This is a genomic window from Microvirga sp. M2 (assembly GCF_047497095.1).
Classification (GTDB): Bacteria; Pseudomonadota; Alphaproteobacteria; order Rhizobiales; family Beijerinckiaceae; genus Microvirga.
In genome coordinates this window covers 1,826,525-1,838,025 of the sequence record NZ_CP134064.1, presented here as the reverse complement: position 1 = coordinate 1,838,025, position 11,501 = coordinate 1,826,525, and the positions used below count along the sequence as shown (strand labels likewise).

Genomic DNA, 11,501 nt, shown 5'->3' with positions numbered 1-11,501 from the left:
GGAGGGGCACAGCCAAATGCCCCACGTGGCTCTAGGTAGTCGGCAACGTCCTTTCCGGTAGAATTGAACCCATGATCCGACGCCTGATTCTCGGCGCTCTCCTGAGCGCTTCGCTTTCTGCCTGCCAGACCGCTCAGCAGTCTTCCGTGCCCGTGGAGGCGGCGGCTGACGACTATGCGGCTTGGTATATCGGCTCCATGCCCGACAAGCCCTTCGACGTTCCGCTCGTCGACCGCAGACGGATGGATGCGAAATACGCGAAGCAGACGGTGACCTATGAGGGCCCCGAGAAGCCCGGCTCCATCGTGGTCGATATCGACGACCGCATGCTCTATCTCGTGCAGCCCGACAGGAAGGCCATTCGCTACGGCGTCGGCGTCGGCAAGCAGGGCTTTTCCTGGAAGGGCATGGCGTCGGTCGGGCGCAAGGGCGTATGGCCCGCCTGGTCGCCCACCAAGACCATGGTCGGCATCAAGCCCGATCTCCCGCGCTACCGCGAAGCCGGTCTCGACAATCCGCTCGGCGCCCGCGCTCTCTACCTCTATCAGGACGGCCGGGACATTCTCTTCCGTATCCACGGGACGAACGAGCCCTGGAGCATCGGCGAGCAGGTCTCCTCCGGCTGCGTACGCATGCTCAACGAGGACATCGTGGACCTTTACGAGCGCGTTCCCGTCGGAGCGACCGTCTTCGTCAAGCGCAACGGTCGCTACCGGGTATGACCCGACGTCCCTGACGACGTCACACGGCCGGGCCTAGCCCGGCCTTTTCTTTTCGGGCGCCTCATGGCCGCAAAAAAGAGGACGGACCGGCCCGCGGGCATCGAAAAGACTACTTCTTTTGCAATAAAGGAACCTTGGCTGTTCAGCTTGCGTTTGGGGACCAGATGCTTCAAGCCAAGCCTGCGCTGCAGCAGGGCGTTCTAGAAGCCAAGGGGTTAAGCGATGACGCAGTGGGTCTACACCTTCGGGGACGGCAAGGCCGAAGGCCAGGCGGGAATGAAGAACCTGCTCGGCGGCAAGGGTGCGAATCTCGCCGAGATGTCCAATCTGGGACTGCCGGTTCCCCCGGGCTTCACCATCACGACGGAAGTCTGCACCTATTATTACGACCATGGCCGCTCCTATCCGGACGAGCTGAAGGCCCAGGTCGAACAGGCCCTCGCATTCGTGGGCCGGCTCACGGGCCGTACCTTCGGCGATGCCGAAAACCCGCTTCTCGTCTCCGTCCGTTCCGGCGCGCGCGCCTCGATGCCCGGCATGATGGACACGGTGCTCAATCTCGGCCTCAACGACGTGACCGTCGAGGCGCTGGCCAAGGGCGCCGGCGACGAGCGCTTCGCCTACGATTCCTACCGCCGCTTCATCACCATGTATTCCAACGTGGTGCTGGGACTCGAGCATCACCACTTCGAAGAGATCCTCGACGAGTTCAAGGACCGCAAGGGCTATACCCTCGACACCGACATGACCGCGGGTGACTGGAAGGCCATTCTGCCGCGTTACAAATCCCTGGTCGAGAAGGAGCTTGGAAAGCCCTTCCCGCAGGAGCCGCAGGAGCAGCTCTGGGGCGCCATCGGGGCCGTGTTCGGCTCCTGGATGAACAGCCGCGCCATCAAGTACCGGGAGCTGCACGCGATTCCGGCGAGCTGGGGCACGGCGGTGAACGTTCAGGCCATGGTGTTCGGCAACATGGGCGAGACCTCGGCCACGGGCGTCGCCTTCACCCGCAACCCCTCGACGGGCGAGAAGCAGCTCTACGGCGAGTTCCTCATCAACGCTCAAGGAGAGGATGTGGTGGCGGGCATCCGCACGCCCCAGGACATCACGGAAGCCGCCCGCATCGCGTCCGGCTCCGACAAGCCCTCCATGGAAAACGCGATGCCGCAGGCCTATGCCGAGCTGGTGCGCATCTACGGCATCCTCGAGAAGCACTACCGTGACATGCAGGACATGGAATTCACGGTCGAGAAGGGCAAGCTCTGGATGCTCCAGACCCGCAACGGCAAGCGCACGGCGAAGGCCGCTTTGCGCATTGCGGTGGAGCTGGCAAGCGAAGGATTGATCACGCAGGAAGAGGCGATCACCCGCGTCGAGCCCGCCGCCCTCGATCAGCTCCTGCATCCGACCATCGATCCCAAGGCCGAGCGCAAGATTCTGGCCACGGGCCTGCCGGCCTCGCCGGGCGCGGCCTCGGGCGAGATCGTGTTCAATTCCGACGACGCGGAAGCCGCCAAGAAGGCGGGCCGCAAGGTCATCCTCGTGCGCGTCGAAACCTCGCCGGAGGACATCCACGGCATGCATGCGGCGGAGGGCATTCTCACCACCCGCGGCGGCATGACCTCGCACGCGGCGGTGGTCGCGCGCGGCATGGGAAAGCCCTGCGTGTCCGGCGCGGGCTCGATCCGCGTGGATTATCAGAAGCAGACCATGACCGTTGCCGGTCAGACGCTCAAAAAAGGCGATATCCTCACCATCGACGGCTCGAACGGCCAGGTGCTGCTCGGCCAGGTGAAGATGCTGGAGCCTGAGCTGTCGGGCGAGTTCGCGACCCTCATGGGCTGGGCCGACAAGGTGCGCCGCATGAAGGTGCGCGCCAATGCGGAGACGCCGCTCGACGCCAAGACCGCCCGCACCTTCGGGGCGGAGGGCATCGGACTGTGCCGCACGGAGCACATGTTCTTCGAGGGCGACCGCATCGTGGCGGTGCGCGAGATGATCCTGTCCGACGACGAGGCGGGCCGCAGGGCCGCGCTCGCGAAGCTGCTCCCCATGCAACGCAAGGATTTCGTCGAGCTGTTCACGATCATGAGCGGCCTGCCGGTGACGATCCGCCTGCTCGATCCGCCGCTGCACGAATTCCTGCCGCACTCGGAAGAGGAGATGGAGGAGGTCGCGAAAGCGATGAACGCCTCCGTCGACAAGCTCAAGCACCGCGCCCGCGAATTGCACGAGTTCAACCCGATGCTGGGCTTCCGCGGCTGCCGCCTCGCGGTCGCGTATCCCGAGATCGCCGAGATGCAGGCGCGCGCCATCTTCGAGGCCGCGGTGGAAGCCGGCAAGCAGACGGGCAAGCCCGTGGTGCCGGAGGTGATGGTGCCGCTCGTGATGACGAAGGCGGAGCTCGATCTCGTGAAGGATCGCATCGTCGCCATGGCGGAAGCGGTGGCCAAGGAAAGCGGCGTCAAGGTCGACTATCAGGTCGGCACCATGATCGAGCTGCCGCGCGCGGCTCTGCGCGCCGGCGAGATCGCGCAATCGGCGGAGTTCTTCTCCTTCGGCACCAACGACCTCACCCAGACGACGCTCGGCATCTCGCGCGACGATGCGGCGTCGTTCCTCGGGCCCTATACGCAGAAGGGCCTTCTGCCCGCCGATCCGTTCGTCACCATCGACCAGGAGGGTGTCGGCGAGCTGGTCAGGCTCGCGGCTGAGCGCGGCAGGCAGACGAAGAGCAACATCAAGCTCGGGATCTGCGGCGAGCATGGCGGCGATCCGGCGTCGATCCATTTCTGTCAGTCGGTCGGGCTCGACTATGTGTCCTGCTCGCCCTACCGCGTGCCGATCGCGCGCCTTGCTGCCGCGCAGGCCGCGCTCGGCAACAAGGCGGCGAGCCAGGCCTGACATGGCCTTGTCTCCCGCGAGGCTTCTCTATCTGGGGGCGGTGCTGGTATCCGGCATCGCCATCGGATTTCTCGTCAGGCTCAATCCCGAATGGCAGCAGCTCGCCGTTCCGCCCGCCGCATGGCCGTTCGCGGTGTCGCTGATGGTCGATCTCGTCGTCGGGCAGCTCGCGGCTCAGGGCAGGGCGGAGCCGCTGACGATGAACGATCGCTTCATGGCCGTCATCGGGGCCGGCCTCATCGTCACGCTCATCACAGCCTTATAATTTTCAAGGGGAACGAGAATGGCGTTGCACACGGGATCGTGCCACTGCGGCAAGGTCGCATTCGAGGTCGAGACGGATCTTCAGCAAATCATCGAGTGCAACTGCTCGATCTGCCGCAAGAAGGGCTATCTGCTGACCTTCGTTCCACGCGACGCGCTGACCGTGCGCGGCGAGGAGAACCTGTCCAGCTACACCTTCAACACCCACACGATCCGGCATCGCTTCTGCGCCACCTGCGGCACGGCGACCTTCGGCGAAGGCAAGCAGCCGACCGGAGGGGCCATGGCGGCGATCAATGTGCGTTGCCTGGACGCCGTTGTGCTGTCGGAGTTGAAGCCCATTCCGTTCAATGGACGGGACAAGGGCTAGCGCATCGGGTGCAAAAGTGTGAACCGTTTTTGCGTAAACTATGCTCGAGGTCAATCGCGGGGTGTAGGGATGACAGGGCGCGTGGATGCCCGGCACGAGGCCGGGCATGACGAGGATACGCACCCTTCTACGGCGAAGGACGATCACGCCACCGCCATACTCGACCGGCGCAGGCCCATGAACTGAAGCTCCGCGTACATCAGCACCACGAGAGCCTGCGCGATCACGAAGGCATAGCCCGCGCCGGTGGGAGAGACCCATCCGCTGACAAGAAGGAGCAGGCTGTCGGCGGCCCAGAGGACGTTGCCGAGGATGACGGCCCAGATGAGCGCCCCGTTCGTCCGCTCGCGCAGGCTGAGCCAGGCGAGGAATGCGACGTAGGGCACCAGGATCGCGCCTGCGACGCGCAGGAGCATCTCCGGCAATCCGAGCAGATGAGCCAGCGGGCCGGCGGCGAGCAGCATCAGCAGGCCGAAGGCGCCCGTTGTCGTGGCATCGGCGAGCAAGGCCTGGCGAAGCAGCGGGGAGGGGTGAAGCATCATGGCGTGGTCCTTCTCGATGGGGGCGGGACATCCCGACCGCATCGAAGGATCGTCCCGTCGGGGAAGCGCGTCGATTACCTCCGAGGTCATGGAGCCGGGCGCTTCCCTGCGCTATGGTCCCCGCATGAAGCTCACAAAGCCCCCGTCTTCCGCCGCTCACCATTTCGGCGATTACTTGCGCGAATGGCGCCAGCGCCGCCGCTTGAGCCAGCTCGATCTCGCCCTCGAGGCCGAGATCTCCACGCGGCACTTGAGTTTTCTCGAGACCGGCCGCTCGCAGCCGAGCCGCGAGATGGTGCAACTCCTCGCCGAGAAGCTCGACATGCCCCTGCGCGAGCGCAACGTGATGCTCGCTTCCGCGGGCTTCGCACCGGTCTATTCCGAACGGACCCTCGACGATCCGGCCCTGAAGAGCATGCGCGACGCCATCGATCTCGTGCTTCGCGGGCATGAGCCGTATCCCGCGCTCGCCGTCGACCGGCACTGGTCGCTCGTGGCCGCCAACAGCGCACTGCTCTCGCTCGTCGAGGGCGTCGATCCGGCGCTGCTGAAGCCGCCCGTGAACGTGCTGCGCCTGAGCGTTCATCCGGCAGGTCTTGCGCGGCGCATCGTCAATTTCGTGGAATGGCGCGATCATCTCATACAGCGCCTGCATCATCAGGTGAATGTGACGGGAGACGCGGCGCTCTCGAGTTTGTGCGAGGAACTGCGCGCCTATCCGATCCCGGATGCGGCGAGGCGCCCGGCCCGCACCCGCGAAGACCATGCAGGGCTCGTCGTGCCGCTGCAACTGGCGACGGACGAGGGCGTGCTCACCTTCTTCAGCACGACGACGATCTTCGGCACCCCCGTCGACGTGACCCTGTCGGAGCTTGCCATCGAGGCCTTCTTCCCGGCCGATCCGGAGACGGCGGGCGCCTTGCGCCGCATGGCCGAGAAGCGTCAGGCCGCCGCAGGTGCGTGAGGGCAGGAAAGGGTTCCTCTTAACCACCCATCAACCTTAACCCCGGATAACCATAAGGAACGGAAGCCTTTCGTCCGAGGCTTCCATGGTTTGAGTGGGTGTTCGCGTGCGTCTTCGGAATCGTCGCTCTCGGGTGAAATGGATCTGCGCCACGACGGCGCCCTGGGCGCTCGCGACCGGTCTCCTGATCTCGTTCACCGCCTCTGCCAGCAACGACCCGCAGGCGGGGGTGAGCTTCGCGGCGCGCGGCGCGCTGGCGCATCTGACCCAGACCGCCCTCGTTCCGCCCATCTCCATGTCGATTGCAGGCGGGAGGCTCGATCTCGAACGGGACGTGCTGCGGTTCGTGCCCCGCTACGATCTGCCCGACGACCTGGCGAATACGGTTCCGCCCAAGGACGACCGCAAGGCGAATGCGGGTCCCGACCCGGCGGTCGAGCGCTCCGGAAAGGGCGATCCCCTCGTCGCGCCGCACGTCACCCTGTCCCTGAGGGCCAGCCAGCTGCGATCCGACCTCGCGCAGGCCGGCGGCTCCCGTCTTCTCTTCCGGCAGGACGAGCGGCTTCTGCCGCCCACGATCCTCATGGAGGGCGAATTGGACGCGCCCGACTTGGAGCAGAGCTTCGAGCCCTGGGAGGCGCCGGAATTCACGACGACGCGCCAGTCCGTCTCCGTGCAGTCGCCCGCAGCGGCCGCCGCCGGCTCGACCGGCGCCGCGGCCAGTCTCACGACGCCGATGGTGAAGCGCGCGGTGACCTTGTCGTCGGCGACGCCGGCTCCGATGGAGGCGACCCCCGTCGAGATCGCGGCGGCTCCCGTGTCCCTGCAATCGCCGCGCCTCGACAAGGAAGGCTACGGCACGAGCTTCGTGCCGAAAGCCGACGATACGGCCGCTCCGCGTTATGCGGATCTGATCGATCCGGACAACATGAACAAGGAGCAGCGCTGCCTGGCGGAGGCCGTCTATTTCGAGGCGCGCAGCGAACCGGAAGAGGGCCAGGCGGCCGTCGCCCAGGTGGTGCTGAATCGCGTGAAGAGCGGTCTCTATCCGACCTCGATCTGCGGCGTCGTCTACCAGAACCGCCACCGCCATCTGGCCTGCCAGTTCACCTTCGCGTGCGAGGGCAAGGCCCTGCGCATCACCGACCAGGTCTCCTGGGACCGGGCCAAGCGGGTGGCGAGCGCGGTTCTCGAAGGCAAGACCTATCTCGCCGACGTGGGCGGTGCCACCCACTACCATGCGAACTACGTGCGTCCCTACTGGGCCCGCCGCCTCAAGAAGATGGACGTGATCGGTCGCCACATCTTCTACAAGCTCAAGCCGGGGCAGACCTGAGCCCGTGTAGCGCGCAAAAACGCTTGTCACCGCGCGCAAGATCGGGTGTCACCCCTGAAGTAGAGCAAGCCGCCAACTGGCGGATCTACTGGTGATGTTATTGAAGAAGGCTACCGGAACGTAGTTCACCAAGCTCGTAAGGAACTGTTCCGGCCGCGAAGAGAGGCTTCGCCTCCGGATCATCATCGGACACTGGATCGCTGGTCATCGCGACAGCTACAACGCCAACTGCAGAGCCAGCGAGATCAATGACCTTCTTTATCGCGGCATTCTGATCAGGAGCATTCAGGAGCTTATACCACGTCCTGGTGAGAGCGACTCGTCGCAGCGTCAAAGCGCCTGAGATGTGATTCAACATGGCAAGCGAGGAGGTTTGCCATGTCCATTCCCGTCGCCCTCCGGCCCGATTACGATGCCGTTCGTCTGCGCCAACTTGCCCGCCGGAGCAAGGATGCCCCGCAGACCCGCCGCTTGCTGGCCCTGGCGGTGATCTACGAGGGCGGCTTGCGCACCCAAGCGGCCGAGATCGGCGGGGTCAGCCTGCAGACGGTGCGTGACTGGGTCCTGCGCTTCAATGCCCATGGGCCCGATGGGCTTCTGGACGGGAAGGCGCCGGGACAGCCTTCGATCCTGAGCGACGCGCATCGGCAGCGCCTGAGCGAGATGATCGAGAGCGGCCCGATCCCAGCCGTCCACGGGGTAGTGCGCTGGCGCCTGGCCGACCTGATGCAGTGGCTCTGGGAGGAGTACCGGATCCGGATCTCGAAGCAGACGCTCAGCCGTGAGCTGCGGTCTCTGAGCTTCCGCAAGCTGTCGGCTCGCCCGCGTCATCACGCCAGGAGCGACGCGGCCGTGGCTGCTTTTAAAAAGACTTCCCCACGCGTCTGGAGGAGATCGCGACCAACGAGGCCGGCGGCCGGCCCATAGAGATCTGGTTTGCCGATGAGGCCCGCATCGGCCAGAAGAACAAGATCACCCGGCGCTGGGCCAAGCGCGGCACCCGTCCCTCCGCCCCACGCGATCTGCGGACTGCGTCTGCTTACATCTTTGGGGCGATCTGCCCGGCCCAAGGCAAAGCCGCCGGCCTGGTCTTGCCCCGCTGCACGACCGAGGCGATGTCCCTGCATCTGGCCGAGATCTCGCAGGCGGTGGCGCCTGGCGCGCATGCTGTGCTGCTGCTCGACCAAGCTGGATGGCACGTCTCGAGGAAGCTGAAGGTGCCGCCCAACATCACTCTGGTGCCGCTGCCGGCAATGGCGCCTGAGCTGAACCCCGTGGAGAACATCTGGCAGTTCATAAGGGAGAACTGGATCTCCAACCGGATCTTCACGTCCTACACGGACATTCTCGACCACTGCTGTGCGGCTTGGAACAAGCTGATCGATCAGCCTTGGACCATCATGTCGATCGGCTTGCGCGAGTGGGCGCACCAATGATGATCAGCGGGAATTGGTATTACTCATGACGAGTTCCCGCTGGCCCGTCCAAGTAAATAGCTGGACAAAGTAGCGCGTTTGCCTCGAGCCAATCCGCTTCATGCCACGCCCTCTCGCATAAAACGGAGCAAAGTAACGTTACGCCAGAGTCTGGAATGAAACAAGAACACAGAGACTTTTCCATACTCGTCCACAGATGCGAGATCGGCTAGTCCTCACTAGGACGCGTCCAAAGGGTTTCAACACTTTTGCCGCGGACCTCACTCTCGTGACCTTCTGAAATTTCTACAAGGTGGATCGAATGCATCTTGCTTTCGGCCTTGAAGAGCCCGAGATCACCTTGGAATTGCACAGCGAGCTGCCGAATTAGCTCCACATCATCATCATAGTGGATGACATCCATTAACTCCCGACCAGCCCTTGTTAAGAACACAACCGGTATGTGAGCCTCTGTTCCTGGCTCACCGGTAAGTCCCAGCCCGAACTTCTTGAATCGAAGAAGGATCCTACCGTCCGGTGGGAGGACATATTGATGGCTAGAGTCAGCGATTTGCAGGAATCCGACGGCATTGAGGTCTAGCAGATCACCGTATCTATTCCCTCGTTCAAACGGCCCGCCATTGGGAATAAAGCTGTTAGAGACAACTGCGGGGACTGTCCTTTGGATGATCTCTGCGAGCTTCCCGTCGAGGATCGACATGAGTTGGAGAGTCTGAAAGCTGAACGAACCAGGTTTCCGGATTTGACCAGCAAGAATGCGTCCCCAGTGCTGACGCAAGGTTTCCGAGCTGGCACGCTCAGCATAACTTGCAAACACATTCATCCAGTCATCCGACGGTGATTCCTGGTCTGGTGGCGGAGGATCTTCCCGAAGATCTTCGATCGCAACACTCGCCACAGCCTCGCGATTCACCTGTTTGGTGATCCGCTCGTCCGCCCAAAGTGCCAAGGCTCTGTCAGCGAGTTCAGGATCAGCAAGTGCCCGCTGAACAGCAGCCTGTGTTAAGGCCTCTGACACGGCCGATCGGGCCTTGATTTCATCCCGTGTTGCTGTGGCCTTCGCCTCGCCTGCAGCCTTGATCCTGTCGAGATGCGCCGCTCCAGCATCAGCTCCTATCCCTACGAGCTTTGCGATGGCTTTTGCAGCACCAGGGATATCCTTGATCTCTCCCCAAACAGCCAAAATCCCTCTGACAAAAGGATGGTGATCACCGGATGGTGTCGGAAGCTTCTGATCTGACATGGCAAATTGCGTGCGGATTAAGGAACGATGGATCGTTCACTCTATTACCGGATTTTTACCAAACAATAAGACCAACCATCTTCCTATTTGCCATGAGCGCGCCGGTCACTCCTCCTCTTCCTTCTTGCCCTCTTCTCCGGCCTTCACCTCCACGGTCGTGAGATAGTCTCCGCTCGGGCCGGCGGTGAACTCGTGCTCGATCGCATGGGCACGCCACTTGCCGGAGATCTCGCGCCGGAAGCCGAGGGCGATCACGTCGGACTCGGCCTGGGCTTCCGGCATGCCGTAGAGCACGAAACTGCCGTCGCCCGTGTTCCTGGCCATGCGGGTCGCCTCCGCCTCGGCCGCCTGGCGTGCCTCGTCTTCCGAGGCAATAAGGGTGCTTGAGGATGAAGGCTGGGCCTTCCATGCCCGTATCCGCGTGCTGCGGGTGGTTCTCGTCGGTCGGATCCGCTGGGGCTGGTCCGAACTATAGCCGCATAGCGTGCTATAGGAAATTCGAATGATACAAAGTATCTATCTTGTGCTGTAATGTTGCTGCGCGGCGGCGGGGAGAGCTCGCACTTCTTGTCGGGTCGAGGTAGGGAGATCGGCCAGAGCCATGGCCTGGCCGTGCAGCGACAGAGCAATTCTACGCGCGCCGGTGAAAGCCCGGCCCGCGCTTTTGATTTCTCATGGCACCGGAGGTTCTCGTGAAAGCTGCGACCCTGATGGCCCTTGCGGCTATCCTCCTGGCCGGATGCATGGAGATCGAGCAGACCGCAACAGTGAACCCGGATGGATCAATCCTTTCGACCATCGAAGCACGGGTGAGCCGGGCCGACTATGACCGGGCTGACCCTGCCACGCGGGGCACCTGTGAAGGGTTGAGCGGAACGCGCGGAAAAGTTGCGATATCGTCCACCTCGCGGTTCGAGGGGCAGAGCTATGTCTGCACGGTTACGGCCCGGATCCCGCGCGATCCGGTGGGCGGTGTTCCATGGCTCGACGTAACCCGCCTGGACGGCCGGCGCTTGCTCATCACATCGAACCCGGCCGGGATGATCGCCACCTCCTCGATCCAGGGTGCCGAGGTCCTGAAGGAGCACCGCGCCGACTTGGCCGGCCAGAGTTGGAAGGTGTCCATTTCGGCCCCGAGGATTGAGGACACCAACGGAGCCCGCGTCGGCCAGAAGGCCTCCTGGGATTTCTCCGTCGTCGAGGTCTTCGAGGGCGCGCCGATTAAGGGCACGAACGCCTCTGCGACGGTGTCTTACTAACCAGGAGCTGTCCCACCTTGGCACCGAGCCGCCATCTTGCCCGGCTCGCAATCCCTTTGAATTTCAAGGGTTTTCGATTTTCGGCCGCCGTCCCACCTTGGGGTTCGAAGAGTCCCACCTTCGAAGGCTTAAATGGGGATTTCCAAGGGATCTCGATGACCGTCGCTGCCCGCTGATGGGCCGTTCCTAGGTGACGCGTGAACTTGCGGGCCGCCCGCACCTCTCTGCCGATGGACACCTCGGCCGAGCCCGCCGAACCCTTACTCTGTAAAGGTTTCTTGCCCGATCACGCCCGATCGTTCCCGGCCAATCCCGGATAATCCCAGGGGTGTCACTCTAACTTGCACTCTACAAGACGGTCTGCGATCCATCACGGCTACTCATGCCAAAGGCAATAAACTTTCAATGTCGCCGATGCCGCACTTCGGATAGGATCCGTCCTCCGAATTGCCTCTGAGGACCGT

The 11,501-nt window shown here is 63.3% G+C and carries 11 protein-coding genes; 8 read left to right on the top strand and 3 right to left on the bottom strand.

Annotation, left to right across the window (positions count from 1 at the left end):
- Positions 1-71: 71 nt before the first annotated feature.
- From RE429_RS28070 to RE429_RS28055, 4 genes are all read left to right on the top strand, one after another.
- A complete protein-coding gene (locus RE429_RS28070) occupies positions 72-722 on the top strand; it encodes a L,D-transpeptidase (RefSeq protein ID WP_414474993.1) in 651 nt (216 codons plus the stop codon).
- 222 nt (positions 723-944) lie between these two features.
- Positions 945-3,623 (top strand): pyruvate, phosphate dikinase, encoded by a 2,679-nt coding sequence (ppdK, locus tag RE429_RS28065; protein ID WP_414474992.1) that lies wholly within the window; start codon positions 945-947, stop codon positions 3,621-3,623.
- 1 nt (position 3,624) lies between these two features.
- A complete protein-coding gene (locus RE429_RS28060) occupies positions 3,625-3,888 on the top strand; it encodes a hypothetical protein (RefSeq protein WP_414474991.1) in 264 nt (87 codons plus the stop codon).
- 18 nt (positions 3,889-3,906) lie between these two features.
- Positions 3,907-4,257, top strand: coding sequence for a GFA family protein (locus RE429_RS28055; RefSeq protein WP_414474990.1), 351 nt, complete (start codon positions 3,907-3,909; stop codon positions 4,255-4,257).
- A gap of 143 nt (positions 4,258-4,400) precedes the next feature.
- Here the strand turns inward: RE429_RS28055 and RE429_RS28050 are convergent, their stop codons facing one another.
- Positions 4,401-4,799, bottom strand: a complete 399-nt coding sequence (locus RE429_RS28050) for a hypothetical protein (RefSeq protein ID WP_414474989.1) — start codon at positions 4,797-4,799, stop codon at positions 4,401-4,403.
- Between the two features lie 88 nt (positions 4,800-4,887).
- Between RE429_RS28050 and RE429_RS28045 the strand changes: the two genes are divergently transcribed.
- From RE429_RS28045 to RE429_RS28035, 3 genes are all read left to right on the top strand, one after another.
- Positions 4,888-5,763: a helix-turn-helix domain-containing protein gene (locus RE429_RS28045; RefSeq protein ID WP_414475960.1), complete on the top strand. Its 876-nt coding sequence runs from the start codon at positions 4,888-4,890 to the stop codon at positions 5,761-5,763.
- A gap of 106 nt (positions 5,764-5,869) precedes the next feature.
- Positions 5,870-7,099: a cell wall hydrolase gene (locus tag RE429_RS28040; RefSeq protein ID WP_414474988.1), complete on the top strand. Its 1,230-nt coding sequence runs from the start codon at positions 5,870-5,872 to the stop codon at positions 7,097-7,099.
- A gap of 378 nt (positions 7,100-7,477) precedes the next feature.
- Positions 7,478-8,535, top strand: a protein-coding gene (locus RE429_RS28035) for an IS630 family transposase (RefSeq protein WP_414474987.1) whose coding sequence is annotated in 2 segments (ribosomal slippage) — positions 7,478-8,011 and positions 8,014-8,535 — 1,056 coding nt in all. Because the reading frame shifts where the segments join, the coding sequence is not laid out codon by codon here.
- 208 nt (positions 8,536-8,743) lie between these two features.
- On the opposite strand, the gene RE429_RS28030 is transcribed toward RE429_RS28035, so the two are convergent.
- Positions 8,744-9,778 carry a DUF2806 domain-containing protein gene (locus RE429_RS28030; RefSeq protein WP_414474986.1) on the bottom strand — a complete coding sequence of 345 codons (1,035 nt, stop codon included), beginning with the start codon at positions 9,776-9,778 and terminating at the stop codon, positions 8,744-8,746.
- A gap of 105 nt (positions 9,779-9,883) precedes the next feature.
- Positions 9,884-10,102 carry a hypothetical protein gene (locus tag RE429_RS28025; RefSeq protein WP_414474985.1) on the bottom strand — a complete coding sequence of 73 codons (219 nt, stop codon included), beginning with the start codon at positions 10,100-10,102 and terminating at the stop codon, positions 9,884-9,886.
- 368 nt (positions 10,103-10,470) lie between these two features.
- On the opposite strand from RE429_RS28025, the gene RE429_RS28020 reads away from it, so the two are divergent.
- Positions 10,471-11,037: a hypothetical protein gene (locus tag RE429_RS28020; RefSeq protein WP_414474984.1), complete on the top strand. Its 567-nt coding sequence runs from the start codon at positions 10,471-10,473 to the stop codon at positions 11,035-11,037.
- Positions 11,038-11,501 lie beyond the last annotated feature (464 nt).